The organism is Rhodococcus sp. 06-418-5, from assembly GCF_002258285.1.
GTDB lineage: Bacteria > Actinomycetota > Actinomycetes > Mycobacteriales > Mycobacteriaceae > Rhodococcoides.
The window spans coordinates 460,672-486,578 of the sequence record NZ_NOYE01000031.1 but is presented as its reverse complement, the minus strand read 5'-3'; the positions used below and the strand labels follow the sequence as shown (position 1 = coordinate 486,578).

Below are 25,907 nucleotides of genomic sequence, written 5' to 3'. Positions count from 1 at the left end.
GGCCTAGCTGCTGCGCGACATCCGGTGGCGCAGCAGCAGGTACACCGCGCGACGCATGAACGACGTCATCAGTGCCTTGGCGTTTCCGATGCGAACGTCGTTGTCGGACAACAGGCTCGGGTCGCTGGCCTGTAGTGAGCGGTGGAAGTCGGCGGCCTGACGTGCCTGCTGCGTCGCAAGCTCCACACTCCACTGCCCCGAGTTGATGCGGAACGATGCCAGTGGTCGGGGAATTGCCACGATGTCGCCGCGGAGCGCGACAGCGATGAACGTGGCCTGATCGATCAGGTAGGGATGACTGTTGTCCCACAGCCCGATTTCGCGGAGCTCCGCGAGCTTCATCATGACGCCGCCCGGTTCGCCGAAGATGTTGGCACCGGCTCGGACTGCGGTTCGCGCGGCAACTCGACCCGAGACCGTTCCGTGGAGGCCGCCGAGCCCGCGGGCGGCGATGACCGTCTTGCCGTAGGCGTCGATCAACGTCCGCTGAGAGGCGACCAGAACGGCGGTCGGGTTGTCGTCGAATGCCTGGACCTGAGTCGCCAACGCGGTGGGCGCGATGGTGTCGTCGCCGCAGACGAGTTTGATCAATTCGCCGGTGGCCTCTTCGGTGACCCGATTCCAGTTGGCCTGCGCGCCGCCACCGGCCGGGGTCGTCAGCACACGAATGCGCGGGTCGTCGAATTTCTGCGCGACGGCGAGGGTGTCGTCGGACGACGAATGATCGGCGATGACCAGCTCGAAGTCCGTGAAGGTCTGGGCGAGAATCGAATCGATGGTCTCGGCCAGGTACTCGGCGTTGTTGTACGCCGGGACGACGACGGATACACGGGGTGTCATGGTGTGGGGGCCTGGCTCTTTCTGCGGAACGAGAAGTCGCGGTAGCCGAAGAAGCTGACGACTGCCATCACTGCTGTGACGACCAATTGTGAAGGGATGGGCGGGAAGTGGAAGACGGATACGGCGATCGTCATCAGAGAGATGTTGGCGACGAACGCGCCGAAGTTCACGACGAAGAAGCGCAGCAGATCGCGTAGGAAGTGCCCACGCACGCGGAACACCAGGTATCGGTACATCGCGAACGCGCACAGCACGTTGCAGAGGTAGCCGAGCACGATCGCGGCGTGATATCCGTATCGCTCACCGATCAGCAACTGCCACAAGATGAACCACGCGGTACCCAGTGCAGTGTTGACGCCACCGACGAGCAGGAACGCGATCTTCTGATTCTTGACGATGCGCATCAGCGGCCCCGGTGCGCCGTTCATCCCGGCCGGGGGAGCGGGGGTCTGTGGTTCGGTCATCGACCGACCCCCAATGCCTCACGGGTCGCGAACAGTGTGGAGGCGATTCCTGCGGGCAACGTGCGGTGCGTTCGACGATCGATCTGCGGCCAGACCGTCGAGCGCAGTCGGAGATCGCGACCTTGGAACACCGCGAGCGGCGACGCCGCCAGCACCACGTTCGGTCGACGGCGGAACACCGTCCGGCAGGCTCCGAGGATCGAGCCGATGGTGACGGCCTCACCGGAGGCGAAGATCTTGATCGTCGGCGAGTGTCGTTGCGTGGCAGACATACCGAGGGTGTCGGCGACCATCTCTGCCGCGTCGGACACGTAGAGATAGTCACGCAACGTGTCCATCGGTACGTAGATGGAGACGGGTGAGGCCATGAGGTAGCCCCGGCACAGGTGTGAGATCAGGCCCTGCGGTTTCGCGAGGTTCTGGCCGGGCCCGTAGAGGTTCGCGAACCGCCCGATGGCCACGTTGATCCCGGTGCGTTCACCGAACTCGGTTGCGATGGCCTCGGATTGCAGTTTCGCGAAGCCGTAGTCGCCCAACGGAACCGGCAGTGTCCCTTCGTGATGCGGGGCTCCGGTCGCGCCGGCGTAGACGCCTCCGGCGGACGAAGCGAGGAACACGGTTCCGGTGCCCGCGCGGTCGCCGGCGGCACTTTCGATGCGCGCCGACACGGCTCGGATCAGACCGTTCTCTTCGGCGAATTGCGCTGCGCTGGTTCCGTTCACACCCGCACCGGCGGCCCAGATCACGTTCCACGTACCGTCGGAGAAAGAGTCGAAGAACTCCGAACAGCGCTGCAGCAGAGCTTGTTCGGCAGATTCCCTGTCCGACCACGGAATGGTGCTGGTGTGCACTCGGTGCCCGCGACGACCGGCCTCGCGGGTCACCGCAGCGCCCAGGAGTCCGCCGCTGCCGACGATCCACGTGTGCGTTGCGGTCACGCCGACGGTGTGTTGTCGGTCGACTGTGGAGTTTCGCCTGATCCTGCAGGCGCGGTGCGTCCGAGTGGGCCGTTTCCCGGATCGGTGACGATCAGGTACGGCGGCTTGCCCATGGCCGTCTTGACGTTGACGCCCACGTACTCGGCCACCACACCGAGGGAGAACAGAGTCGCCCCGAACCCGAACAGCAGAATCACCATCGTCGATGCCCAGCCTCGCACCTCGGCACCGGAGTCGAAGACGAAGTACGACACCAGTACGTAGGCCACCAGAATCAGGCCGAGTACCGCGAAGGCGATGCCGATGAAGCTGACCAGCCTCAGGCCCTTGGTGCCGCTCGAGAGCACCATCCGCCAGAAATGCGAGAGCAAGGTGCGCAGGCGGTAGCCCGATCGACGGTCCACCTCTTCGCGCAGCGCCACCGGGCTGGTCGTGACGTCGCCCGCGATCCACCCGAGTGCGATGTCCAGGTACGCCTCCGAACCGGCGTAGGCCGCGACGGAGCGGCCGACCTCACCGAGCACCAGGCGATAGCTCTGATAGTCGACGGTGTTGTCCCCGGCCAGGGCCTTGGCGATCAACCATTTCGCGCTGCGGGAGGCGGTGTTGCGCCACAGTCCGTGCGGTGCGACGTTGGTGGGCTTGGCGTAGACGACGGTGGACTGCCGGTCGAGGGCGGTGTCGAGCATGCCGCCGATGGCTGCCGGGTCGTGCTGCCCGTCCTCGTCCATCGTGACGATCCATTCGCCGCCGCTGGACGCCATGCCGGCGAGGGTGGCGGGGTGCTGACCGAAATTGCGACTCAGCCACACTCCACGAACGAACGGGTGCGCAGCGGTCAGCCGCCTGATCACCGCAGCGGAATCGTCGGGTCCGTGATCGAAGACGAGCAGAACTTCCTCGACGATCATCGGCCGCCCGACGGGGGTGTGAGTCACCTGCGTCAACGGAAGGATCTCGTCCATCAACGCACTGAGAGTCCGTTCACCCTGGTAGACCGGCACCACGATGGAAATGCGGTGCGGATCAGCAACAGAATCGTCGGACATCACGAGGGCCTACCCTATCCGTTCCCGCTGTCGCCATCGAACTCCGGCGCGGCAGGGCTTCTACGTCGTCGCACATCGAGTACCACCAGACCGACCAGCAGCAGCACCCCGCCCGCCATCGCGGCGAGTCCGAGACGTTCGCCGGGCGGCCGGAAGGTGATGTGCAGATCTGCGTTCTCGGTACCGGGCGGCAGGTCGACGTAGAGGAAGATGTCGGCCAAGCCCTTGGTCTGCAGCTCTTCACCGTTCAGGGTCGCGGTGTAGCCGGGCCAGGCCAGACGGGAGAACACGACGCTGCCGCCGTTCGGAGCGCTGACGTCGACGTGCTCGGAGTCGGCGTCGGACGATCGAGGTTCGGCCGTGGCGTTCACGGTCGCGACGACGCGTCCCGACGTGGCGGGAATCAGTCCGTCGACGCGTTCGAGGACGTAGATCTGGCGGGCGGACTCGGGCGTGGGAGCGGTCACCCACTCCCAGCCTGCGGGTGCGGGCCGTGCATTCGCGAGCGGATACTGGTTCTTCTGCAGCACGATTCGATCGAGTTGCATCAGATCGGCGTAGGTCTTGCCCGTGTACGGCTCGATCTCGAACACGCGCCGGAAGGCGTCCTCGCAGGTCGATCCCTCGTGCTCGAAGCACAGCAGGTTGGCGAAGTCGAGATATCCGACGGGGGTGTACGCGTTGACGTAGTCCAGGCCCATGATTTTGGCGGAGTTGCCGTACACCTGGGAGTGCCAGGGCAGCTTGGGGTCGTCGGGTCCGTCGGCCTCGGTCTCGGTGAGCGCACGGCTGCCGAGTTGCAGAGTCGCGCCCTGCCACTGCGGGAACTCGGCCTTGGCCTCGGATTGGGACGCGGGCAGCCACCACTTGTCGAAGGGGGGTTCGTAGGTGGCCACCTGGTACATCGCGACCGGCGCGATGGTCACCAGCAGCAGTGCCGCGGTCGCGCGCGTGGAGAACCGGTGGGCCAACAGCAGGGCGAGTGCTCCGACGAGCAGGATCACCAGCGCAGCGAGGACATGGCGGCCGAAGAACTCCGGGCCCGAAGAACCGGCCCGCAGCAGCAGCACCAGCGTCAACAGGCCGGCCGCGAGCAGCCGGGGCCGTAGCTTGTCGAGAGTGCCGTACCGGCTGATCAGGGTGACCACGAGAATCAGCGCGACGAGGGCGACGAACGGCAGGATGCGGGCGGGCCAGCGGATCGGCCCGATGTCGCTGGGGCCCGCGGTGAAGATCAGGGCGAACGCCAGCATGATCAGCGGGGCTGCCAGCTCGCGCAGAGCCGCGGGTACTCGACGCCATGCGATGAACGCCAGCGCGGGCACCACGAACCAGGCGATGTAGGTGACCGGCGATTCGGTGGTCTCGCCGGCCCAGGATTCGATGCTGGTCACAGCGGTCGGGATGCTCGCGGTCAGCGATTCCGACCACGGTGCCGTCAGGAAGTTGTCGTTGAACGTGCCTTCGTCGCCGCTACGCCAGGTGACCGCCGAGGTGAGCACGCCGGGCAGGAACGTGACGGCCCCGCAGGCCGCGGCGGCGATGCCTACGGCGCACACCTTCACTGCCGGACGCCACAGCCGCTGGAACAGGCGTTCGCCGATCGCGACGGATCCGATCATGACTCCGGCCATCACCGCGGCGTGGACGTATCCCACGCTGATGGCGAGGTAGAGGAAGACGAACGGCACGATGGGGCCGGTGCGGCCGCGGGCGTAGGACACCGAGCTCGCCCACGCGTTCATGATCCACGCGGTACCCATCAGTGCGGTCACCCACGAGGTGTTCTCGAAGAACAGCGTGAAGCCGACGAACGGTGCGCTCGCGCCCGCTACCGCGGCCCAGTTCGCCCGCGCTCCGTAGGCCAGAGCGACGCGAAAGACGCCCCAGGCCAACAGAATCGAGAATCCGAGTTTGACGACCGTGGCCAGCAGCACCAAGTTGTCGATCGACGGCGAGATGTAGTTGATCGCCATCTGCACGGGATTCCACAGGCCGCCCTGGCCCTCGACCGGGTAGTTGCCTGCCATCCACTGATCGAGCACCAGCGAGGGGAAGTGCCCGTCGCGCATGATGCGTCCGAGCTGGAGCCAGTTGGGTACGGCACCCGATTCGGTGTCGTCGATGTAGAAGAAGCGGGGATCGACGCTGAGCACAAGGAGGTAGCCGAGAACGACGACTGCAGCGACCGCTGCTCCCCACGCGAGGCGCTCTCTCCTGCTGTCGGGCAGGGCGGCGCGCGCGATCTGGGTATCCGTGGGGGTCAAGGGTCAACTCCGTGAGTGCGGGCAAAGACACCCGACTGTAGCTCCCGAGGTGTCCGGGAACCGAAACGTCGACGCGTGTGACCCGCAGGTGTTGGCGGACAACCGACTATTGCGAGCGATCACTCTCTAAGTTAGATTGACGTGACACTATGACGGAGGTCACATTGAACTCGAACACTGCTTTCGACGTCGTCATCACCGGCGGCACCGTCTACGACGGGTCCGGCGGTCCCGGAGTGCGAGCCGATGTGGGCATCGTCGACGGTGTCGTGCGGGCCGTGTCGGCCACGCCGCTCGAGGTGGGTCCGGCGACCGAGGTGGTCGACGCCACCGGCAAGTGGGTCACCCCGGGCTTCGTGGACGTGCACACCCACTACGACGCGGAGGTGCTCGTCGGCCCGGGTCTCGAAGAGTCCGTCCGGCACGGGGTCACGACGGTTCTGCTGGGGAACTGTTCGTTGTCGACGCTCTATTCCACTCCGGTCGACATCGCGGATCTGTTCAGTCGGGTCGAGGCGCTGCCGCGAGATCATGTGCTCAAAGCCGTCGATACGCACAAGACGTGGACCAGCCCCGACGAGTACATCGCAGCGCTCGAACGACTGCCTCTCGGTCCCAATATCGCTGCTCTGGTAGGACATTCGGATCTACGGGCGCACGTGATGGGCTTGGATCGCTCGACCGATCGCAGTCAGCGGCCCACCCGAGAGGAGTGGCGCGCCATGTCGGACGCGCTCGAGCAGGCACTCGATGCCGGACTGCTCGGGATGTCGACGATGACGAACCCGTGGGACAAGTTGGACGGCGATCGGTACCGGTCTCGGTCGTTGCCGTCCTCGTACGCGCGGTGGAGCGAGTTCCGTGCGCTGCACAAGATCCTGCGTCGACGCGGTCGGTTGTTGCAGAGCATTCCGAACCTGAACACCAAGTACGACATGCTGTTCTTCCTCGCCTCGGCCACCGGGATCGGCCGCACTCCGCTCAAGATCTCGCTGCTGGCGGCGGCCGATGCCAAGGCGTCGCCGTGGATTCATCGCGTCTTCGGCCCGCTCGCGCGCATGGTCAACGGACCGGGCAAGGGCCAGTTCCGCTGGCAGCATCTGCCCACCACGTTCGACGTGTACTCCGACGGCATCGACCTGGTGGTGTTCGAGGAGTTCGGATCGGGCCGAGCAGCTCTGCATCTACGAGAAGAGTTGGGACGCAACGAGTTGCTCTCGGACGAGGCGTACCGCCGCTGGTTCCGCGCCGACTTCGAGAAGAAGTTCAGCTCACGCGTCTGGCATCGAGACTTCGCCGACGCCGAGATCACCGAGTGTCCCGACGCGTCGGTCGTCGGCAAGAACGTTGCCGAGGTCGCGGCCGAGCGCGGTGTGCACGTGGTGGACGCGTTCCTCGATCTGGTGGTCGAACACGGCAGAAAACTGCGCTGGCACACCACGGTGGCGAATCATCGCAAGCGTCAGATGGACAAGCTGATCAACCAGCCCGGGGTGACCGTGGGGTTCTCAGACGCAGGCGCTCATCTGCGCAACATGGCGTTCTACAACTTCGGTATCCGGTTGCTGCACCGCGTGCACGATGCGCAGGGCGATCGCAGGCCGTTCATGACCGTGGAGAAGGCCGTGCACAAGCTCAGCGGCGAGTTGGCCGACTTCTACGGTGTCGACGCCGGACACGTGCGGGTGGGTGATCGAGCCGACATCGTGGTGATCGATCCGAATGGGCTGGACGAGGAGGTCCTGGCCTATCGGGAGGAGACCATGCCGGAGTTCGGGGGCCTGAGCCGCATGGTCAACCGCAACGATCGCGCTGTCGCCGCCACTCTGGTCGCGGGCCGAGTGGTGTTCTCCGGCGGCACCTTCGCTCCGTGGTTCGGTGTGTCGGAGCGGGCCGGCAGTTTCCTGCGGGCGGGTACCCCGACGGCTCCTCGTCGCCGGGAGCGTGTGTGAGCCCGAGTCAACAGCAGCGCCGGACCGAGACGATCGGAAAGTTGCTCGACGCGACGATCGCGTCGTTGTGCGAGAAGGGCTATGCCGCAACCAGTGTCAGTGAGATCGTCGGCCGCGCCGGGGTGTCCTCCGGTGCCATGTTCCGACATTTCGACACCAGGCTCGACCTGATCGTCGCTGCGGCCGACGAGGTTCGTCGCCGCCAGTTCGGCGAGTTCCGTCATGGCCTGTCCGGTTTCGGTAGCGCGTCGATCGAACACTGCCTCGAACTGCTCAGGGCTGCGTGCCGAGCCCCGATCAACGGTGCCTGGTACGAGCTCCTGACCGCAGCCCGCAGTGACGAAGAGCTGCGAGAGAGGCTGCAGCCCTTCACCGTTCGCTATCACGAGCAGATCGCCGAACTCGCTCGCACACTACCGGTCGCAGGCGTGCTCGACCCACGGCATCTCGAGACGGTGATCTTCAGCGTGGTGCATCTGCTCGACGGCGAGGCGTTGGCGGCCGTGGTGCACCCGCAGCCCGAACAGGAGGCCATGCGGCTGAGGATGATTGCGCACCTGTTGCGCGGTGGCACTCTGCAGGCCCTGAGCGACGCGGGATGACCCGCTGGACGGTGCGCACGCCCGGCGCAGAACTTCCCGTCGTCGAGCACGGGAACCCGGAGGCGCGCTCGACGGTGCTGCTGGTGCACGGCTATCCCGACAACCGCCATGTGTTCGATCCGTTGATCGCCGAGCTCGGCGATCGGGTCCGGGTGATCGCCTACGACACGCGAGGCAGCGGAGCGTCCGCGCTCGAGCCCGCAGCGGACGTGTCCATCGAGCAACTGGCGCGCGACGCCTTCGCGGTGGTCGAGTCGATACCGGGGCTCACCGGGAAGGTCCACGTCTTCGCCCACGACTGGGGGTCGGTCCAGATGTGGGAGGCAATGGCCTCGCCTCGCGCATCCACCGCTTTCGCGTCGTACACGTCGGTATCGGGCCCGAGCCTGGATCACCTGCGGCAGGTGGCGCGGGCGCGGCTGGTGCGACCGCGTCGCTGGCTGCCACTGGTCGAGCAGTTGGCGCGGTCCTGGTACGTCTTCGGGTTTCACGTGCCCGTGCTGGGCAGGCGGGTTCCGGGACTGTTGGCGCGCCTGAACGCCCAGGGTGAGCCGACCCCGACGGTGGCCGACCAGCAGCGCGGCATCGCCCTGTACCGCGCCAACGTGCTCAGGCGTCTGCTCGGCGGACCCGTCCCGCAGTGCGCCGTCCCGACCACGGTGGTCGTCCCGACACACGACCGCATGCTCTCGCCCAATCTCACCGACGGTCTGGATCGATGGATCCCCGACCTGCGCGTCGACCAGGTCGAGGCGGGCCACTGGTGGCCGTACACGCACCCCGTCGACGCCGCTCGCGTGCTGATGGCGAGGGTGCGGGAAGCGGAGTAGACGGCGAGCGTCGGACGGATCGGTCGGGGGCTGTGCAACCATGGTCAGTGGTCTTCTTCTCTCCACGGCCGCACAGAGCCACTACTCGAACTGGATGGGGTACTTCTCGGTATGGACGGCACTGCTCTCGATCGTCTCGGCTCCGCGTCGAATTCGTCGGCTGTTGCCGGCGGTGACGGCGAGCCCGAACTGACAGTCCAGAGACTGCTGTTCGACGGTCCGTCGCCCCTGGTCAGTGCCGATATGTACAGCTCGGTCGGCAAGGGCAACGCCGAGCGCACCCGTACGGGCGTTCGGATCGCCAAGCGCAGCGTGGTGCACACCAACAGCTACTTCGGACGGTTCCCGGCCAGCTACTGGCAGCGGTGGACCACCGTCACCGAGGTGGTGTTCCGGGCGAGCGTCGCCGGTGCCGGTCGGATCGATCTGGTGGCCACCGATTACAAGGGCCACGAGCGCACGATGGCCAGTACAACGGTCGATTCCGCGAACGCGTCGACTCAGGTGGCCGTCCCCGTCGCCACCACGCAGTTCCTCGACGGCGGTGCGCTGTACGTCCGCTTCACCACGACCTCGACCGAATTGTCGGTGCAGGATGCGGAATGGACCGTTGCCGCGCCGGAGAAGCTGCGTCCCACCTCGGTGGTGATCTGCACGTTCAACCGCGCCGACGACTGTGCCAACACCGTCGCTGCCATGGCCGACGATCCCATCGCCCTGCTCGGGGTCGACAACGTCTACGTCGTCGATCAGGGCACCGATCAGGTGCAGACGCGCGAGAAGTTCCAGCGCGTCGCGGCGGAGCTCGGCAGCAAGCTCGTCTACATCACTCAGCCCAACCTCGGCGGCGCAGGTGGATTCACCCGCGGGCTCTACGAGGTGCAGGGTAAGGGCGGCGACCCGGCCAATGTGATCTTCATGGACGACGACGTGCTGTGCGAACCCGAGGCGATCGTGCGCATGAACTCGTTCGCCAACATGACCGTCGAGCCGGCGATCATCGGCGCCCAGATGCTGTACCTGTTGCACCCCGATCGCGTGCACGTCGGTGCCGAGGTGGCGAACCTGCAGAAGCTCGAAGCCGGAGTGCACGTCAAGAACGCGATCTCGGACAAGAGTGCGTTCAAGCGCAAGCGTCAGCAGGACGTCCGGGTCGACGCAGGCTACAACGGTTGGTGGTCGTGCCTCATCCCGTCCGAGATCGTCGGGCAGGTCGGCTACCCGCTGCCGCTGTTCTTCCAGTGGGACGACATCGAGTACGGATACCGCTCGCGTGCAAACGGATTCGCCACCGTGACGCTCCCGGGCGCAGCTGTGTGGCATGCCGACTTCGCGTGGAAGGACTGGGACGAGTGGCACCGCTACTTCAACCTGCGCAACGGCATGATCACCGCCGCCCTGCACATCGAACTCGACGGTAATGCGCTCGCCAAGCAACTGTTCACCGATCTGCTGCGTTACCTGGTGTCGATGCAGTACGGCATGGCGTACACGCTGATCAAGGCCGTCGAGGACTTCCTGGCCGGTCCGGATTATCTGCTCGACGGCGGAATGGACGCTGCCGGTTCCATCCGGCGCGAGCGGGCTGCCTACGGAGAAACCAAGCGGCACAACGCCAATGACGTTCCGGGTGTGCGTCCGGCGGATATGTTCATCACTCCCGCCGGTCCGCATCCGAAGAAGAGCATGGAGTTCGCGGTCCTGGCCAAGCGCGTGCTCAATCAGTGGCGTGGCACCGTGAATCCGGGCCCGGTCGCCATCTCGGCCGACGATGCCCACTGGTGGCACGTGTCGCTGTTCTCCCACGCCATCGTCACCGATCGCTCGCAGGAGGGCGTCCGAGTTCGCAAGCGCAACAAGGCGCATGCGACCGAACTGCTCAAGCGCGGCGTCACCGCACTCAAGCGTCTGCGCACCGAGACGCCGACGGTCGCCGCGTCCTACCGCGCCGCCGTGCCGCAGCTCACGAGCCGAGAGAACTGGGCTCGCCTGTACGGGCAGTAGCTAGTTCGCGCGGACCTTCGGGGCCGTGCGAATACGGACGACGACCTGTTCGTTGTCGGCGGTGTAGCCCAGGTAGTCGAACTCGGTGCCGGTGCGTGCGACGAATTCCGTCCACGCCCGGTATTCGTGGTTGCGCCAGCCGGGGAAGTTGAAGTATTCGTCGAACACAATGACGGTGCCAACAGCCAGTCGATCGGCCACCAGATCCAGCACGGTGACCGTCGACGAGTACAGGTCCGCGTCGAGGTGCAGGAACGCCAACTTCTCGTGGTGACCCTTCAGAAAGCCCGGCAGCGAGTCCTCGAACAGGCCGGGGACGATCTGCGCGCCCGGCACTTCGGGGATGGTGTCCTGCTCGAACAGGCCCTTCGGAAAGCCCGTGCGCCACGTCTCGGGTAGGCCGGAGAAGACGTCGAATCCGGCGACGACGGTGATGTCCTTCCGCGCGCTCAACTCCTCGGCGATGATCTCGAGCGTCGTCCCGCTGGCGACGCCGAACTCGAGTGCCATACCGCGAATGGAGACCTCGCCGAGGGCGAAGCGCAGCGTCGCGTGCGGCCGTAGGAACGTCGGGGCCTGCGGCATCATCTCTTCGGCGAATTCTGCGCTCTGGGCGGCGGCTTCGACGTCGGAGGCGTACGGGATGTCCCGACGCATCCGCATCTCGAGACCGCGGATGAACGCGTGCAGATCGTCGATCTCGCGTCGTTGGCGTTCGAGGACGTCGAGCAGTTTCGCCTGCTGATCGCTGGTCTGCTCGGCCAGCTGGGCGGTCTGCTGAGCCAGAACCTCGCCGATCGCTCGTTGAAGCTTCTCCCGTGCCGACGACTTGATGCGATCAGCGAGCTTCCGAGGTTCCGTCATGGGCACACGGTAGCGGTATCACGCGGGTGCGCGCACCCCATGGTGGACGGCTCTACGGTCGACGAAAGTGTTCCCGACGCCCCAGCCCGCGCAGCCGGAACCACTCGGCCAGACCCTTCGGGTTGCGGGTGGTGATCAGGAAGAACCAGGTGAAGCGAATCCACTCCTGCGGCAGCAGCTTTCGCATACCTGGCTGCGACATCAGGTAGCCGCGGTTGCGGTACGTGAAGTAGCGCTTGGTCGCGTCCTCCGGGTACTGCGTGTGCATCCGGCCGCCGAGGATCGGCTTGAACTCCTCGGCCCCGTTCGGGTGGACGTAGGCGGCGGTGAGGCAGGTCCCGAACTTCAGGCCCGAGCGCTGCAGTCGCCGATGCACCTCCACCTCGTCACCGCGGACGAACAGGCGCAGATCCGGCACGCCCACCGCATCGATCGTCGACGCCTTGAACAGAGCGCCGTTGAACAACGATGCGATGCCTCCGAGAAGATCGTCGTCCGGGTTCGCCGGGTCGATCAATTCGGACCGGAGCCGACGCCATTCGACGCCACGGCGCAACGGGAAGGCCAATCGGTCCGGATCGTCGATGTCGCAGACGACGGGGGAGACCTCGTCGAGTCCGTGTGTGATGGCGCAGTCGTAGAGAGTCTCGAGTACCTGCGGGCCCTCGGGGCGGCCGTCGTCGTCGGCGAGAAACACCCAATCGGCGCCGAGGGAGAGCGCATACAGAATCCCGAGCGCGAACCCGCCTGCACCGCCGAGATTGTGCTGCGAGCCGAGATACGTCGTCGGCAGGTCGATCGACTCCACCAGTTCGCGTACAGCGGGCTCATCGGCATTGTCGACGACGACCAGATGGTCGAGCGGACGCGTCTGCGCGCCGATCACGTCCAGCGACAGTGCCAGCAACTCACGCCGCTTGTGCGTGACGATGACGCCGACGATCTTGTCAGCCACCGGCCGTATCCTCTGGTCGTTCCGCAGGCTTCACTCCTGCGTCCTCCCGCTCGATCTCTTTCAAGATCTGGGCGACGTGGTCTCCCGCGTCATCACCGTCGTACGCCCGCACCACGTCCTCGATCCCGCCCTGTTGGCGAATCTGGCCGTGATCGATCCACATCGCGGTGTCGCACAGCTGAGCCAGGAATTCGTTGGAGTGGCTGGCGAACACCAGGATTCCCGAGCGCTTCACCAACTCCTGCAGCCGATGACGCGCCTTCTTCATGAACTCGGCGTCGACGGCTCCGATGCCCTCGTCGAGCAGCAGGATCTCCGGGTCGATGCTGGTGACCACGCCCATCGCGACGCGCACGCGCATGCCCGTCGAATACGTGCGTAGCGGCATGTCGAGATAGTCACCGAGTTCGGTGAAGTCGGCGATCTCGTCCATCTTCGCGAGCATCTGCTTGCGGGTCTGACCCAGGAACAGGCCGCGGATGATGATGTTCTCGTAGCCGGAGATCTCCGGGTCCATACCGACGCCCAGATCGAACACCGGCGCGACGCGGCCGCGGATGGTGGCGCTGCCCCGCGTCGGCTCGTAGATGCCCGAGAGCAGACGCAGCAGCGTCGACTTGCCCGCACCGTTGTGACCGACCAGTCCGACGCGATCGCCGTCCTTCAGGTTCATCGTGATGTTCTTGAGTGCTTCCACGACGACGACGTCGGAGGAGTTGCGGTCGATCGCGCCACCGGCCTTGCCGAGGAACGCCTTCTTCAGAGACCGCGTCTTGGCGTCGAAGATGGGGAAGTCGACGCACGCGTCATGGGTGCTGATGCTGATGGACAACTCGAATACCCCTAAACCCAGTAGGGCACGCGGGCCCGGTACTTCTTGAGTGCGACGATGGCCAGCGCCCATCCGACGACGGTGAAGCCGAGCACGATGTACCAGTGGTACGCCTGCTGATCCTCGCCGATCAGGGGGGCTCGGATGATGTCGAGGTAGTGGAAGAGCGGGTTGATCTCGACGAGCTTGGCGCGGTTCGCAGCCTCACCGCCCATCGACTCGAGTCCCGAGGTGGTCCAGACGATCGGTGTCATGAAGAACATCAGCGTGACGAAGCTGCCGAGGATCGGGGCGATGTCGCGGTAGCGGGTGGCGACGATGCCGAACAGGATCGACACCCATATCGCGTTCAGCAGAATCAGCACCAGCGCCGGGATCGCGAAGACCACGGTCCAGTGCAGCCCGCCCTCGGGCCAGAAGATCGCGATGATGATCACGTAGATCAGCATGTTGTGGCCGAGCAGCAGCAGCTGACGCCACACCAGGCGATAGACGTGCACGCTCAGCGCACTGGGTAGCTGTTTGATCAGACCCTCGTTGGCGACGAAGACGTCTCCGCCTTCGAGGATCGCGGCACTGATGAGGTTCCAGATGATCAGACCGACGGTGACGTGCGGCAGGAACGACCGCAGGTCGATGTCCAGGAGTACCGAATACAGAAGGCCCATGGCGATCGCCTGCACACCGGTGGCGATGGTGATCCAGAACGGACCGATCACCGATCGGCGATACCGCTGCTTGATGTCCTGCCAGCCGAGATGCAGCCACAGCTCGCGCTGAGCGAAACCGGTTCTGAGGTCGCCGAACGCGCGCCGATAAGTCTGTGAGTCCGAAACCGGAGCAGGCATCTGTTCTCCTGCCTCGCTCTCGGGATCCTTCGCTGGTGCCGACACGACGGTCGACACTACCTCTTCACAGGTGTCGACTCTTTACAAGTACTGGCCGGTGCCACTACCACCGTGACCTGCGCCACCAGGAGCGCCCATCACGCCGGGAGGCAACGCGCCCTGCCGCATCTGTTCGAGTTGAGCTCGCGCGGCCATCTGCTGAGCGAACAGGGCCGTCTGGATGCCGTGGAACAGGCCTTCGAGCCAGCCGACGAGTTGAGCCTGCGCGATGCGCAGTTCCGCGTCGGTGGGGACAACGTCGTCGCCGAAGGGCAGTACCAGGCGCTCGAGCTCGTCGCGGAGCTCCGGTGCCAGGCCCTGTTCGAGTTCGTGGATGGAGGACTTGTGGATTTCCTTCAGCCGCGTCCGGCTCGCGTCGTCGAGCGGTGCGGCGCGCACTTCCTCGAGAAGCTGCTTGATCATCGTGCCGATACGCATCACCTTCGCCGGCTGCTCCACCATCTCCGACAGGCCGGATCCATCGTCCGATCCATCGTTCGTGGAGGATCCGGCGGCGCGGGCCGCAGCGGCCGTCGCTTCCTCGCGGCTCAGGGCGAGCGGTTCTCCGTTGGGGCCGATCACAACAACGTGGTCGTCGGGCGCACTGTTCGGCTCGGATTGAGTCATATATCCATCTTTACGCCTCGCTCGCCGTTGCGCGATCGTCTGGGGCGATTATCCTGGTTCGGTCGTCGGGAACAAGTGGAGGCCGGGAGGATCGAGCGTGCGAGGTGGGCAACCGTTCCCTGGCGAAACAGGACGTGGAACACATGCTGCACCGGTCGGCGCTTAGAGTGTCCGGCATGGGTTACGACGTCGCGCGAGTGAGAGGGTCCATCCCCTCGCTCGGCGACGGGTGGATTCATCTCGACCCTCAGCTGGGCATGCTGATCCCGGACCGCGTGTCGACCGCCGTGTCCACCGCTTTCCGGCACAGTGCCTCCAATCATTCGGCCGGCAACACCGCGGCCAAGCGCAGCGCAGCTCTACTGGAATCCGCTCGCGTCGCCATCGCCGATCTCGTCGGTGCCTATCCGTCCGGTGTGGTCATCGGTCCCGACCGCGCGACGCTGCTGTCCTGGCTCGCGGATTCGATGAGCTCGCGGCTGGGGCTCGGAACCGGCTTGGTGCTCTCGCGACTGGACGAGGAAGCGAACGTCGCGCCGTGGCTGCGGGTCGCCAGCAGATCCGGCGCGCACGTGCGATGGGCCGAGGTCGAAATCGATACGTGCGAGTTGCCCACGTGGCAGTTCGATGACCTCATCACCTCGACCACTCGGCTCGTCGCGGTCACTGCGGCGTCGCCGATCGTCGGCAGTGCACCTGATGTTCGGGTCGCAGCGGATCTGGTGCACGAGGTCGGTGGGCTGATCGTGGTCGACGCTGCCGGAGCGGCCCCTTACGCCCACGTCGACATCAAGGAACTCGGAGCCGACGTCGTCGCGATCGACACCGCCGCATGGGGCGGGCCGTCGGTCGGTGCGCTGATCTTCCGCGATCCGACGCTCCTGGAACAGTTGCCTTCGATGTCGCTGAACCCGTCGGCGAAGGGGCCTCAGCGGCTCGAGGTCAGCGCGCATCAGTACGCGTTGTTGGCGGGTGTGGTCTCGTCCATCGACTATCTGGCCAATCTCGACGACGCAGCGACCGGGACGCGTCGCGAGCGCCTCGAGCTGTCGATCGGATCCCTGCAGCACTACCACGACGGCCTGTTCGATTACCTGATGAAGGCGCTCGAATCCCTGGACCACGTCATGGTGCTCGGCAATGCGCCGACGCGTATTCCCACCTTGAGCTTCACCGTCGATGGTGTTCCCGCGGTGAAGGTGTCCGAGCAACTCGCGCAGGCCAGAATCGGCAGTGTCAGCGGAGTCCACGGTGGCAGTCGGTTGCTCGACGCACTGGGCGTCAACGACGAGGGTGGTGCCGTCACCATCGGTCTGGCTCCGTACACCACCCGCTACGAGATCGATCAGCTCCAGGCTGCGCTGTCCGCTCTCGCGCTCTAGCGGGAGCGGCTCCGCCGCACGTGCATAGAAGTTCGTAGTGGGCTACGAACTTCTATGCACGACCTGAGGCGCACATCACTGCACGCGCAGGATCACCTTCCCGATGGTCTCGGCCTCGTCGAGCATTCGATGTCCTTGCGCTGCTTCGGTTATCGGGATCTCGGCGTGCACGACGGCGGTGACGCGTCCCTCGGAGATCATCGGCCACAGGTGTGCGGTCATGTCTGCGACGATGTTCGCTTTGCTCGACGGCCCGGTTTCGGGGCGGCCACGCAACCCGGCTGCGTGCACCGAGCCACGCTTGGCGAGGAGTTTTCCGAAGTTCAGCTCGCCCTTCACGCCGCCCTGCATGCCGATGGTGACGACGGTGCCGTCCATGGCCAAGGCGTCGATGTTGCGGTCGAGGTACTTCGCTCCCATGTTGTCCAGGATCAGGTCGGCACCGTGATCCTGTGTCTGTGAACGTATCTCGGTGACGAAGTCCTGGTTCTTGTAGTCGATCAGGATGTCGGCTCCGAGGTCTGCGCACATGTCCAGCTTGTACTTCGAGCCGGCGGTGACGGCGACGGTGACGCCCATCTGCTTGGCCAATTGGATTGCGTGAGTTCCGATTCCGCTACCACCACCGTGGACGAGCAGTACCTGGCCCGAGCGCATGTGTGCATCCATCACCAGGTTGGACCACACTGTGGATGCGACTTCGGGAAGTGCTGCTGCCACATGCAGATCGAGGCCCTGGGGGATGGGAAAAAGCTGGGTGGCGGGTACGGCGACCTGCTCGGCGTACCCACCGCCGGCCAACAGGGCGCACACCCTGTCGCCGATGTTCCAATCGCTGACGCCCTCGCCGAGCTCGGAGATGATGCCCGAGCATTCGAGTCCGAGAATGTCGCTGGCACCCGGGGGCGGCGGATAATTGCCTTGACGCTGCATGAGATCGGCACGGTTGACGGCGGTGGCCGAGACGTCGACGATCACCTGCCCGCGGCTCGGACGTGGGTCGGGAACCTCGGTCCATTCCATGACGTCGGGGTCGCCGAATTCTCTGAGTGTGATGGCACGCATGTCTCCATAGTGCGCCTCCGGCGGCAGGAGTGGAGCCTGCGGCACGACCAAGATGAGCAGTGGTGCGGTTAGGTGCCCCAGAGGGCACTCGCCCGCACCACTGCCGCAGGCACCTACAGGTCCCAGAGATTGATTCCGAAGTCCTCGGCATGCGTGTCGATCTCGGCGAGTTCGGCATCGGTGAAGTCCAGGTTCTGCAGCGCCGCCACGTTGTTCTCGAGCTGTTCGACGCTCGATGCGCCGATCAGTACCGAGGTCACGCGCGGGTCGCGCAGTGCCCAGCTCAGGGCGAGTTGTGCGAGGGACTGGCCGCGAGTCGAGGCGATGTCGTTCAACGCCCGGAGGTGCCCGATGTGGTCGTCGGTGAGCCAGTCCGGATTCAGCGATTTGCCCTGCGCTGCTCTCGAATTGGACGGAACGCCGTCGAGGTACTTGTCGGTGAGCATGCCCTGGGCCAGAGGCGAGAAGGCGATGACGCCTGCGCCGACGGCATCGAGGGTGTCGAGCAGTTCGGGTTCGATCCACCGATTGACCATCGAATAGCTCGGCTGATGGATCAGCAGGGGAACGCCCGCGTCGGCGAGGAGGTCCGCCATCTTCTGCGTGCCCTCGGGCTTGTACGAGCTGATGCCCGCGTACAGCGCTTTGCCCTGCTGGACAGCGCTGATCAGTGCGCCTGCAGTCTCTTCGATCGGGGTGTCGTGGTCGGGCCGGTGGCTGTAGAAGATGTCGACGTGCTCGAGTCGCATCCGCGTCAACGACTGCTCGAGCGAGGACAGTAGGTATTTCCGAGAGCCACCGAAGCCGTAGGGGCCGGGCCACATGTCCCAGCCGGCCTTGCTGGAAATGATCAGCTCGTCGCGATACCCGGCGAAATCCTCGGAGAAGATGCGGCCGAAGTTCTTCTCCGCGCTGCCGTACGGCGGGCCGTAATTGTTGGCCAGATCGAAGTGCGTGATACCGAGATCGAATGCGCGACGCAGGATCGCGCGCTGGTTCATCAGCGGTACGTCGTCACCGAAGTTGTGCCACAGCCCCAGTGAGATCGCCGGTAGCTTCGGCCCGCGGGACCCCACTTGCCGGAAGAGCATGGACTCGTAGCGATCGGCGGCGGCGACGTACGGCGGGTCGATGTTGGGATCGGTCATACCTCGACCATAGGGCGCTGCACCGAACTGGGCCTCGAACCGCGTCAACCTACTCGCCGGTAGATTTCTTGCCTAAGATGACACGCGTGACGGCCGAATTAGCCATTGGTCCCGGGGGGGACCCGCAGTGGCTCGACACTGCGGAAATGAAAGCATGGCGCGCCTATATGGACGGCGGGCAACGATTGATGGGGGTATTGAACAAGGATCTGCAGGATCGCCACGACCTGTCGATGGCGGAATACCGAATCCTGGTGATGTTGTCGGAATCGATCGACGGCTCCATCAGAATGAGTGAGCTGGCCGACGGCGTCCTGTCCTCGAGAAGTCGCCTGACGCATCAGATCAGGCGAATGGAACTCCAGGACATGGTGACTCGCAGTACCTGCGTCAACGACGGCAGAGGCGTGCTCGCGGTGATCACCGAGGAAGGCCGTCGGCGATTGGCGGAGGCGGCACCGACCCACGTCCGCAGCGTCCGTCGGCACCTCATCGACATTCTCTCGCCCCACGAACTCGAGGTGCTCGGAGACATCTTCGAGAAGGTCGACGCCGCGATGGACGCGTCCGGTTCCACACCGCGACGATGAGAGGCGGACGACGAGGGGCGATTGGGCCTCGGCCCGCCGGGCCGTTTAAGATCGCACACGGAAGCGTGGCAGAGCGGCCCAATGCACTCGCCTTGAAAGCGAGAGACGTGTAAAGGCGTCCGGGGGTTCAAATCCCTCCGCTTCCGCCACAAGTTCGTCGTTCGATCCCGGTCCACCCGCGAGGGTGGGCCGGTTCTGTTTGCTCGGGACGAGGCGTCGAGGCCGCCCCGGTCGGCGGGTTCCTTCCTATGCGCTCACAATTGTCGCCATGAGGACGCGCCGCAGTCGACCGTTGCTGCACTTGAAGACGCGTTTGTGGACCAATCCACCGTTCGCGAACGTCACCTCGCTCGCCTCAGCGGTCGTGGCTGCCAGTGGCGTGCTCGACGCCGTCACGTCCATTCCTGGTGTTCTCGGTCAGTGGTGGACGTGGCTGTGGACAGCTGTCGCCGTTGTCGTGGTTCTCATCCCGGCGGCGATGGGTGAGAGGTTTCCGCGAAGCATTGCTCTGCTGGGTTGCGTTCTGTTCATCTGCGTCACATCGGTCCAGATGGCCACATCGACCCAAGGAATCGTCGCGGTCAACAACCTCGTGTTCTATCCGCTGCTCGCGTGCTATCTCGGGTGGTTCTTTCGTCGTCTGATCGCCAGGTCGGTTGCAGGAGTGGCAATTGCGGCGTCCGGCATAGGCGTGGCGCTCAGCCCCAGTGGATCGCTGACGGTCACCTGGCTCAATCTGATGCTCGCGTCGCTGTTCTGTCTGGAAGCTGCGAGCTATCTCTACCGCCGCTTGCAGAGGCAGGTGGAGACGGACTCGCTGACCGGGGCGGTGAACCGGATCGGGTTCGAGCGCAACGGAAGTCACTACCTGCGGTGGGCGGCGAAGTCCGGGGCACCTCTGGCGTTGGTGATGATCGATCTGGACCGCTTCAAGCTGGTGAACGACAAGTACGGGCACCATGCCGGCGACCGGGTGCTGGCCCGTTTCGTCACCGAGGTTCGGCGCGGCCTTCGTGCGTCCGACGTCGTCGCGCGCATCGGCGGAGACGAGTTTGCGATCATCCTGCCCGGAGTCGACGAGGAGAGCACGCACGGGCTGGTGGGTCGTCTGCAGGCGCTCACCTCAAGTGCCTGGTCCTCGGGTTCGGCAGTGAGTTCGCGCGGCGACACCATGGACTCGCTTCTGGCCCGGGCGGATGCTCGACTGCTCGAGGCCAAACGGGGCGTTCACTCGACCGAACCCGACAGATCGGATCGACTCTGAACGTCAACGTATCCCGGTCTCCCAACGCTCGAGGCCCAGTCCGGTCCCGAAGCGTCGGATTGCCTTCGAGATCGGGTCCGTGAATTCGATTGCACTGGCGAGCAATTGGAGTGGATCGGTGAAATCGTCGACGGCTCGGCCGGTGGCCGTCGGGTAGAGATCGTCACCGATGATGGGCACACCGAGTGAATTCATGTGCAATCGCAGTTGATGGGTGCGACCGGTCGACGGTGTCAATCGATAGCGACCGAGTCCGTCTCGATGCTCCAGTAGTTCGACGGTGGTGTGCGCGTTGGGTTCTCCGGGCACCTCGTGGGCCGTGAATTGTCCTCTCTCGGAGACGATTCGGCTGCGAACGGCGGTGGGCAGGGTCAGTGTGGGGTCGTACGAAGCGATCGCCTCGTACTCCTTGTGGACCTTTCGATCCTGGAAGAGCGTTTGATATGCGCCGCGCAGGGTCGGATCGACGACGAACAGGACCAGGCCCGCGGTGACGCGATCGAGTCGGTGAGCGGGCACCAGTTGTGGCAGGTCGAGTTCGAGACGCAATCGCACGAGCGCGGTCTGCAGAATGTGGCCGCCGCGGGGGATGGTCGGAAGAAAGTGGGGCTTGTCGATCACCAGCAGCGCGTCGTCGCGGTACACGATCGAGATATCGAAGGGCACAACGGTTTCCGACGGCAGATCGCGGTGGAACCAGACCGCCTCACCGGGAACGTACGGTGCATCCGGTGCGATGGGGCCTGTCATGTCGACGATGTCACCGGCCGCGAACATGGCGTCGATCCGTTCTGGAGGAATCCGTGACTCGGTGGCGGTGAGAAAGTCGCGGACGGTGCGCCAGGTTCCGTCCTCCGGCATCCGGAGTCGGGCGGGATCGAGACCGTGCCGCTTCGCCAGGGGTGGTTGCTGGCGTCGTCTCACCGAGTGAGCGTATCCGCCCGCCGAGATCGCACTCGAGCAGACGAAACGGTGTCTTCTGCCTGCACGAGTGCGAATTCGCTATTCGCAGCCGATGCCGTCGTCGTCGCGATCGAGATGAGGCCCGTAGCCGTACTCGTCCCGATAGACCGGAGCGGCACCGGCGTCGCGGGCCGCATCGCAGTTCTCGTACTGGAAGGCGCCGCCCTGTTGGGGTGCCGGGGCAGGAGCACCTTGAGGCTGTGGTGCAGGAGTGGGTGCCGCCAGCGGGGCCGGAGGCGGTGGGAGCACCGGGCAGAACTGAGCCGAACCGCTGTTGCAGAGGAAATCGGTGATCGGATCGGCCGAGGCGACGGCCGGTGCGGACACCAGGACGGCTGCAGCGATAGCGCCGCTGATGCCGAGCTTGACCAGCAGATTCTTCGTCTTCATGAGGCTCCAATCGAGGGGGTGTGATCTGGAGCATCCTCGACCATTTATTGAACTGTCAATCAAGTCATTCGGGTGATCGACGTCGCGACCAGCAAAACCCGAGCGTGTTTGGAACCTGCCGATTCGGCGTATCTACGAACGTATGAGCGAAAACGAGCAGGTCAACCAGAACCCCGAGAAGGATCCCGACGATTGGGTCACCGGTGACGAGCCGATGACCGGCCCACAGAAGAGCTACCTGAGCACCCTTGCGCAGGAAGCCGGCGAAGAAGTTCCCGAGGGTCTCAACAAGGCGCAGGCTTCGGAGATGATCGACAAGTTGCAGGGCGAAACCGGCCGCGGCTGAATCGACCCCCAGAGGTCCACTCGATGTGAATCGACCCCCAGAGGTCCACTCGATGTGACATCGACCCCCCGAAAGTCCACCGAATGTCACATCGAGTGCCCTCGTGGAAAGTGTGTCCACGAGGGCATCCGACCAGGTAGACCGTTCTGTCTCGAGTACATGTAACAAAGGATCACGCGGACTTTTGGACCTGCATGTGCGCGGCTATTGTGAGCGAACCCACAGCTTTAGCGTGCGCGCATATCGGTGGGTACGTTGAGTGACGGATGTTGTTCGTGTTGCGCCCCGTGAGGGTGCGCCGGGGGAGGATGGGCAATCTGATGCACCGCCGAGTGTTGGCAGTAGCGGGAACTGCTCTGGCAGTGTCGCTGCTGGGGTCGGGTCTCGCCGGGGCGCAGCCGCTCCCCGGTACCGGCAGTTCCGATGGCGGCGGTGTGGCTCCCGGAATCACAGCTCAGTCCCTGCCTCTGGCATCGGCACGGATCGATCGTGTGGACATGTTGACCGACCGCCGCGCAGCGGTGTGGGTGGAGTCGCCTGCCATGGGCCGCGCCATCCAGGTTCAGGTTCTTCTTCCGGCCGCGCAGGCGGTGTCACGTCCGACGCTCTACATGCTCGACGGTGTGAGTGCCGGCAAGGAATCCGATTACAAGGAAAGCACCTGGACGCAGAAGACCGACATCGTCGACTTCTTCGCGGACAAGCAGGTCAACGTCGTGCTCCCGGTCGGTGGATCGAGCAGTTACTACACCGACTGGAATGTTCCGGATCCGGTGCTCGGTGTGAACAAGTGGGAGACGTTCCTGACGTCGGAGCTGCCGCCGCTGATCGATGCGCGCTTCAACGGCAACGGCACCAACGCGATCTCGGGTGTCTCGATGGGTGCCCAGGCCGCGATGGACCTGATCACCCGTCACCCCAGCCTGTACACCGGCGTCGCCGGACTGAGCGGTTGCTACGACAATTCGCAGACCAACTTCAAGGATGCGGTGCGCGCCACCGTCGCCACCAACGGCGGCAATGCCACCAACATGTGGGGCGAGAACACCGATCCCCAGTGGGTCGAGCACGATCCGTCACGTAACGCCGAAGCACTCCGCGGCAAGGACGTCTATCTGTCCGTCGGCACCGGCCTGCCCGGTCCGTACGAGCTCGGCCCCGGTGGTAGCGGAGTCGAGGGTGCGCTGATGGGCGGACCACTCGAAGCCGCCGCGCTGTACTGCACGACCGTGTTCGATACTCGACTCCGGTCGCTGGACATCCCCGCGACGGTTGTCTACCGCCCCTACGGCATCCATCAGTGGCCGTACTGGCAGGACGACCTGCGCGAATCCTGGCCTACGCTCAAGCGCGCGCTAGGGCTGTAGAGCGAACTTCAGAAACGCGTCGTTCTCGTGCGGGTCGCCGATGGTGACCCGCACTCCGTCGTTTCCGTAGGCGCGCAGCAGTACGCCCTGTTCGGCTGCAGCAGCGGCGAATTCACCCGAGCGTTCGGCCAGCGGCAGCCAGACGAAATTGGACTGTGATGCGCCGACGTCGTAGCCGCCCGCAACGAGAGCGTCTCGTACCCGGTCCCGTTCCACGATGAGGGCATCGGTCCGGGCCAGCAGCTCCGCCGACGCCTCCAGCGACGCCACCGCCGCCTGCTGTGCCACGGTGCTGACGGCGAATGCGATCCGCACCTTCGACAACGCCGTGATCACCTCGGGATCGGCCACCGCATAACCCACTCGCAAGCCGGCAAGTCCGTAGGCCTTCGAGAACGTCCGCAGCACGATCACGTTGCGTCGTCCGCGTGCCAACTCCACTCCGTCGGTGTGATTGCCTGCGTCGGGTCGGGTGTACTCGAAGTAGGCCTCGTCGAGGACCACGAGAATGTTCGACGGCACCGCGTCGAGAAACGCTTCGAGCTTCTCGCGCTGGACCACGGTTCCGGTCGGGTTGTTCGGGTTGCAGACGAAGATCAGCCGGGTGCGGTCGGTGACGGCGGCGAGCATCGCGTCGAGATCGTGCACATGGTCGGCGGTCAACGGAACCAAGACGGGTGTCGCGCCTGCGACGCTGGTGACGATGGGGTACGCCTCGAACGAGCGCCAGGCGAACAGCACTTCGTCGCCGGGGCCGCAGGTGATCTGAACGACCTCCTGGCACAGCGAGACGGAACCACTTCCGACAGCGACGTTCTCCGTCGCAACGCCGAGTTTCTTCGCCAGTGACTCGACGAGGGCGGTCGCTCGATTGTCGGGGTAGCGGTTGACGCCGCCGACGGCCTCCGCGATCGCGTCGCGCACGCTCGGCAGCGGTCCCTGCGTCGTTTCGTTGCTCGCCAGTTTGATCGCACCAGGAAAGGTGCGGCCGGGAACGTAGGCGGGGATGGCGTCGAGGTCGGGGCGGATGCGCGCGGTCACGGCTGCCATTATGCGCCCAGGTTCGGGGTTGACTTCTGCGCGTCCGTGATATTGCTGTGCGCGGCGGGGCAGATCGTCCTATCTTCGGTAAGTATGTCGGGAATCTTCAGCGACGCCGCAGTCCTTCGTTCCGCCACCGCGCCGACCATCGGCGCGGACGACGAGGTGGATACGTCCGCGCACGAATCTCCCCCGCAGGAAAAAGTACCGCTGACCGCCGTCGAACCCGATGGACCACCTCGCGGCGGAATAGTCGTACTGCACGAGGCGCGTGAGGTGCCCGAGTCTCTGCTCGACCTCCTCCGTGCACTGGCGTTGGAAGGTTGGCTCGCCGTCGCGCCGAACCTGTTCCATCGAGGCCACGGCGACGAGAAGGAAGTTTTCGGAGACGACCTCTTCGCGGACTTCGACGCCACCTCCGACTGGCTCGTCCAGCGCGGTGTCTACCCCGATTGTGTCGGGGTGATCGGGTTCGACGATGCAGGTACGGCAGCGTTGATCGTGGCCACCAGTCGTCCGGTCGGGGCGGCGGTCAGTGTTGCGGCAGCGGGCATCGTCGAGCCGCTCAACTCCGACGCGGTCGCGTTGGTCGAGGCCGCACCCAAGCTGCAGGCCCCCTGGCTCGGTCTCTACGGCGAGGACGACCCCCACACCCCACCGGATCACATCGAAGCCCTTCGCGACGCCGCCACGCGTGCCTCAGTGGCCACGAACGTCGTCAGCTATTCGGGCTTGAAGCACCGAGCCGATCATCCCCGCGAACAACCCGGCAGTTCCGATCACAGCGACCCCGCAGCGGCCGCGCTCGTCGACGCGCAGACCCGAATCTTCGATTGGTTCGACAGCTTCATGCGCTGAAGAGCAACAAGCAACTTCTACGCGAACGCCGCGCGAACCGGAGGCGTCGACCAGCCGTTTTGCCTTCTGGCCTTTGCCGTGTGTAATCTCTTTCCTCGGCGGTCCGAGAGGGCCGGCAGCCTAGGAGGCGTGCCAGAGCGGCCGAATGGGAGTCACTGCTAATGACTTGTCCTTTCACCGGGACCGGAGGTTCAAATCCTCTCGCCTCCGCCACGAACGGTAGATCGTTACCGTTCTGCTAGACCAGTTGGATAACTGAACATGCGCCCGTAGCTCAACGGATAGAGCACTTGACTACGGATCAAGAGGTTAGGGGTTCGAATCCCTTCGGGCGCACAGAAGAAAAAGTCCCGAACTGCAGCGATGCGGTTCGGGGCTTTTT

Annotated in this window: 25 protein-coding genes and 3 tRNA genes; 13 read left to right on the top strand and 15 right to left on the bottom strand. The window is 64.9% G+C overall.

Features of this window, described 5'->3' with window-relative positions; translation table 11 throughout:
* Positions 1-3: 3 nt before the first annotated feature.
* Genes CH274_RS23655 through CH274_RS23635 form a run of 5 tightly spaced genes read right to left on the bottom strand, consistent with a single transcriptional unit; the run spans position 4 to position 5,558 of the window.
* Complete coding sequence (locus CH274_RS23655) at positions 4-840, bottom strand: glycosyltransferase family 2 protein (RefSeq protein WP_094659090.1); 837 nt, start codon at positions 838-840, stop codon at positions 4-6.
* The gene (locus CH274_RS23650; RefSeq protein WP_032395526.1) at positions 837-1,304 is read right to left on the bottom strand and encodes a GtrA family protein; all 468 of its coding nucleotides are present in this window, start codon (positions 1,302-1,304) and stop codon (positions 837-839) included. The genes CH274_RS23655 and CH274_RS23650 overlap by 4 nt, the downstream gene beginning before the upstream one ends.
* On the bottom strand, positions 1,301-2,242 hold the full coding sequence (locus tag CH274_RS23645; RefSeq protein WP_094659089.1) for an NAD-dependent epimerase/dehydratase family protein: 942 nt from the start codon (positions 2,240-2,242) through the stop codon (positions 1,301-1,303). Before CH274_RS23645 ends, CH274_RS23650 begins: the two co-directional genes overlap by 4 nt.
* On the bottom strand, positions 2,239-3,291 hold the full coding sequence (locus CH274_RS23640) for a glycosyltransferase (protein ID WP_179275834.1): 1,053 nt from the start codon (positions 3,289-3,291) through the stop codon (positions 2,239-2,241). Before CH274_RS23640 ends, CH274_RS23645 begins: the two co-directional genes overlap by 4 nt.
* Before the next feature lie 14 nt (positions 3,292-3,305).
* Positions 3,306-5,558 carry a hypothetical protein gene (locus tag CH274_RS23635; protein ID WP_094631891.1) on the bottom strand — a complete coding sequence of 751 codons (2,253 nt, stop codon included), beginning with the start codon at positions 5,556-5,558 and terminating at the stop codon, positions 3,306-3,308.
* 149 nt (positions 5,559-5,707) lie between these two features.
* Between CH274_RS23635 and CH274_RS23630 the strand changes: the two genes are divergently transcribed.
* The 4 genes from CH274_RS23630 to CH274_RS23615 all read left to right on the top strand — a co-directional run bounded on the left by CH274_RS23630 (position 5,708) and on the right by CH274_RS23615 (position 10,946).
* Positions 5,708-7,510, top strand: coding sequence for an N-acyl-D-amino-acid deacylase family protein (locus CH274_RS23630; RefSeq protein ID WP_094646477.1), 1,803 nt, complete (start codon positions 5,708-5,710; stop codon positions 7,508-7,510).
* The gene (locus CH274_RS23625) at positions 7,507-8,112 is read left to right on the top strand and encodes a TetR/AcrR family transcriptional regulator (protein ID WP_094659088.1); all 606 of its coding nucleotides are present in this window, start codon (positions 7,507-7,509) and stop codon (positions 8,110-8,112) included. Before CH274_RS23630 ends, CH274_RS23625 begins: the two co-directional genes overlap by 4 nt.
* A complete protein-coding gene (locus CH274_RS23620; RefSeq protein WP_094659087.1) occupies positions 8,109-8,942 on the top strand; it encodes an alpha/beta fold hydrolase in 834 nt (277 codons plus the stop codon). Before CH274_RS23625 ends, CH274_RS23620 begins: the two co-directional genes overlap by 4 nt.
* A 111-nt stretch (positions 8,943-9,053) precedes the next feature.
* Positions 9,054-10,946 carry a glycosyltransferase gene (locus tag CH274_RS23615; protein WP_094659086.1) on the top strand — a complete coding sequence of 631 codons (1,893 nt, stop codon included), beginning with the start codon at positions 9,054-9,056 and terminating at the stop codon, positions 10,944-10,946.
* Here the strand turns inward: CH274_RS23615 and CH274_RS23610 are convergent, their stop codons facing one another.
* The 5 genes from CH274_RS23610 to CH274_RS23590 are packed head-to-tail and all read right to left on the bottom strand — an operon-like array spanning position 10,947 to position 15,111.
* Complete coding sequence (locus CH274_RS23610; RefSeq protein ID WP_094631896.1) at positions 10,947-11,810, bottom strand: TylF/MycF/NovP-related O-methyltransferase; 864 nt, start codon at positions 11,808-11,810, stop codon at positions 10,947-10,949. It lies immediately after the preceding gene.
* 52 nt (positions 11,811-11,862) lie between these two features.
* Complete coding sequence (glfT1, locus tag CH274_RS23605) at positions 11,863-12,765, bottom strand: galactofuranosyltransferase GlfT1 (protein WP_094659085.1); 903 nt, start codon at positions 12,763-12,765, stop codon at positions 11,863-11,865.
* A complete protein-coding gene (gene wzt, locus CH274_RS23600) occupies positions 12,758-13,597 on the bottom strand; it encodes a galactan export ABC transporter ATP-binding subunit Wzt/RfbE (protein ID WP_045198036.1) in 840 nt (279 codons plus the stop codon). The genes glfT1 and wzt overlap by 8 nt, the downstream gene beginning before the upstream one ends.
* A gap of 11 nt (positions 13,598-13,608) precedes the next feature.
* Complete coding sequence (gene wzm / locus CH274_RS23595) at positions 13,609-14,490, bottom strand: galactan export ABC transporter permease subunit Wzm/RfbD (RefSeq protein WP_032395645.1); 882 nt, start codon at positions 14,488-14,490, stop codon at positions 13,609-13,611.
* Between the two features lie 36 nt (positions 14,491-14,526).
* Positions 14,527-15,111, bottom strand: coding sequence for a bacterial proteasome activator family protein (locus tag CH274_RS23590; RefSeq protein ID WP_032395518.1), 585 nt, complete (start codon positions 15,109-15,111; stop codon positions 14,527-14,529).
* 176 nt (positions 15,112-15,287) lie between these two features.
* Between CH274_RS23590 and CH274_RS23585 the strand changes: the two genes are divergently transcribed.
* The gene (locus CH274_RS23585) at positions 15,288-16,493 is read left to right on the top strand and encodes a cysteine desulfurase-like protein (protein WP_032395644.1); all 1,206 of its coding nucleotides are present in this window, start codon (positions 15,288-15,290) and stop codon (positions 16,491-16,493) included.
* 75 nt (positions 16,494-16,568) lie between these two features.
* Here the strand turns inward: CH274_RS23585 and CH274_RS23580 are convergent, their stop codons facing one another.
* Both CH274_RS23580 and mgrA read right to left on the bottom strand, forming a co-directional pair.
* Positions 16,569-17,558: an NAD(P)H-quinone oxidoreductase gene (locus CH274_RS23580; protein ID WP_094659084.1), complete on the bottom strand. Its 990-nt coding sequence runs from the start codon at positions 17,556-17,558 to the stop codon at positions 16,569-16,571.
* 113 nt (positions 17,559-17,671) lie between these two features.
* Positions 17,672-18,706, bottom strand: a complete 1,035-nt coding sequence (gene mgrA, locus CH274_RS23575) for an L-glyceraldehyde 3-phosphate reductase (RefSeq protein ID WP_094659083.1) — start codon at positions 18,704-18,706, stop codon at positions 17,672-17,674.
* Positions 18,707-18,783: 77 nt separating this feature from the next.
* Here mgrA and CH274_RS23570 point away from each other — a divergent pair, with 77 nt between their 5' ends.
* The 3 genes from CH274_RS23570 to CH274_RS23560 all read left to right on the top strand — a co-directional run bounded on the left by CH274_RS23570 (position 18,784) and on the right by CH274_RS23560 (position 20,560).
* On the top strand, positions 18,784-19,296 hold the full coding sequence (locus tag CH274_RS23570; RefSeq protein ID WP_045198045.1) for a MarR family winged helix-turn-helix transcriptional regulator: 513 nt from the start codon (positions 18,784-18,786) through the stop codon (positions 19,294-19,296).
* Positions 19,297-19,355: 59 nt separating this feature from the next.
* Positions 19,356-19,445: transfer RNA gene (locus tag CH274_RS23565), tRNA-Ser, on the top strand.
* Positions 19,446-19,564: 119 nt separating this feature from the next.
* Positions 19,565-20,560 carry a GGDEF domain-containing protein gene (locus tag CH274_RS23560; RefSeq protein WP_094659082.1) on the top strand — a complete coding sequence of 332 codons (996 nt, stop codon included), beginning with the start codon at positions 19,565-19,567 and terminating at the stop codon, positions 20,558-20,560.
* Between the two features lie 3 nt (positions 20,561-20,563).
* Here the strand turns inward: CH274_RS23560 and CH274_RS23555 are convergent, their stop codons facing one another.
* Positions 20,564-21,484 (bottom strand): pseudouridine synthase, encoded by a 921-nt coding sequence (locus CH274_RS23555; RefSeq protein ID WP_179275833.1) that lies wholly within the window; start codon positions 21,482-21,484, stop codon positions 20,564-20,566.
* Between the two features lie 78 nt (positions 21,485-21,562).
* Complete coding sequence (locus tag CH274_RS23550; RefSeq protein ID WP_094631903.1) at positions 21,563-21,913, bottom strand: excalibur calcium-binding domain-containing protein; 351 nt, start codon at positions 21,911-21,913, stop codon at positions 21,563-21,565.
* Between the two features lie 142 nt (positions 21,914-22,055).
* Between CH274_RS23550 and CH274_RS23545 the strand changes: the two genes are divergently transcribed.
* Together CH274_RS23545 and CH274_RS23540 are read left to right on the top strand one after the other, a co-directional pair.
* Positions 22,056-22,259, top strand: a complete 204-nt coding sequence (locus tag CH274_RS23545) for a DUF3072 domain-containing protein (protein ID WP_032395510.1) — start codon at positions 22,056-22,058, stop codon at positions 22,257-22,259.
* A 320-nt stretch (positions 22,260-22,579) separates the two neighbouring features.
* A complete protein-coding gene (locus CH274_RS23540) occupies positions 22,580-23,626 on the top strand; it encodes an alpha/beta hydrolase (protein WP_094659173.1) in 1,047 nt (348 codons plus the stop codon).
* Here the strand turns inward: CH274_RS23540 and hisC are convergent.
* The gene (gene hisC, locus CH274_RS23535) at positions 23,615-24,667 is read right to left on the bottom strand and encodes a histidinol-phosphate transaminase (protein ID WP_094659172.1); all 1,053 of its coding nucleotides are present in this window, start codon (positions 24,665-24,667) and stop codon (positions 23,615-23,617) included. The two genes, CH274_RS23540 and hisC, sit on opposite strands and share 12 nt — an antisense overlap.
* Before the next feature lie 93 nt (positions 24,668-24,760).
* On the opposite strand from hisC, the gene CH274_RS23530 reads away from it, so the two are divergent.
* The 3 genes from CH274_RS23530 to CH274_RS23520 all read left to right on the top strand — a co-directional run bounded on the left by CH274_RS23530 (position 24,761) and on the right by CH274_RS23520 (position 25,861).
* The gene (locus tag CH274_RS23530) at positions 24,761-25,525 is read left to right on the top strand and encodes a dienelactone hydrolase family protein (RefSeq protein ID WP_032395509.1); all 765 of its coding nucleotides are present in this window, start codon (positions 24,761-24,763) and stop codon (positions 25,523-25,525) included.
* A gap of 123 nt (positions 25,526-25,648) precedes the next feature.
* A tRNA-Ser gene (locus CH274_RS23525) sits at positions 25,649-25,738 on the top strand.
* 50 nt (positions 25,739-25,788) lie between these two features.
* A tRNA-Arg gene (locus tag CH274_RS23520) sits at positions 25,789-25,861 on the top strand.
* Positions 25,862-25,907 lie beyond the last annotated feature (46 nt).

Excerpts from the sequence above, each read along its gene's own strand:
- CH274_RS23655 (WP_094659090.1), bottom strand. The coding sequence starts at position 840 with ATGACACCCCGTGTATCCGTCGTCGTCCCGGCGTACAACAACGCCGAG.
- CH274_RS23650 (WP_032395526.1), bottom strand. The coding sequence starts at position 1,304 with ATGACCGAACCACAGACCCCCGCTCCCCCGGCCGGGATGAACGGCGCA.
- CH274_RS23640 (WP_179275834.1), bottom strand. The coding sequence starts at position 3,291 with ATGTCCGACGATTCTGTTGCTGATCCGCACCGCATTTCCATCGTGGTG.
- CH274_RS23630 (WP_094646477.1), top strand. The coding sequence starts at position 5,708 with ATGACGGAGGTCACATTGAACTCGAACACTGCTTTCGACGTCGTCATC.
- CH274_RS23620 (WP_094659087.1), top strand. The coding sequence starts at position 8,109 with ATGACCCGCTGGACGGTGCGCACGCCCGGCGCAGAACTTCCCGTCGTC.
- CH274_RS23615 (WP_094659086.1), top strand. The coding sequence starts at position 9,054 with ATGGACGGCACTGCTCTCGATCGTCTCGGCTCCGCGTCGAATTCGTCG.
- CH274_RS23610 (WP_094631896.1), bottom strand. The coding sequence starts at position 11,810 with ATGACGGAACCTCGGAAGCTCGCTGATCGCATCAAGTCGTCGGCACGG.
- CH274_RS23590 (WP_032395518.1), bottom strand. The coding sequence starts at position 15,111 with ATGACTCAATCCGAGCCGAACAGTGCGCCCGACGACCACGTTGTTGTG.
- CH274_RS23585 (WP_032395644.1), top strand. The coding sequence starts at position 15,288 with ATGGGTTACGACGTCGCGCGAGTGAGAGGGTCCATCCCCTCGCTCGGC.
- CH274_RS23580 (WP_094659084.1), bottom strand. The coding sequence starts at position 17,558 with ATGCGTGCCATCACACTCAGAGAATTCGGCGACCCCGACGTCATGGAA.
- mgrA (WP_094659083.1), bottom strand. The coding sequence starts at position 18,706 with ATGACCGATCCCAACATCGACCCGCCGTACGTCGCCGCCGCCGATCGC.
- CH274_RS23570 (WP_045198045.1), top strand. The coding sequence starts at position 18,784 with ATGACACGCGTGACGGCCGAATTAGCCATTGGTCCCGGGGGGGACCCG.
- CH274_RS23560 (WP_094659082.1), top strand. The coding sequence starts at position 19,565 with ATGAGGACGCGCCGCAGTCGACCGTTGCTGCACTTGAAGACGCGTTTG.
- CH274_RS23550 (WP_094631903.1), bottom strand. The coding sequence starts at position 21,913 with ATGAAGACGAAGAATCTGCTGGTCAAGCTCGGCATCAGCGGCGCTATC.
- CH274_RS23545 (WP_032395510.1), top strand. The coding sequence starts at position 22,056 with ATGAGCGAAAACGAGCAGGTCAACCAGAACCCCGAGAAGGATCCCGAC.
- CH274_RS23540 (WP_094659173.1), top strand. The coding sequence starts at position 22,580 with ATGCACCGCCGAGTGTTGGCAGTAGCGGGAACTGCTCTGGCAGTGTCG.
- CH274_RS23530 (WP_032395509.1), top strand. The coding sequence starts at position 24,761 with ATGTCGGGAATCTTCAGCGACGCCGCAGTCCTTCGTTCCGCCACCGCG.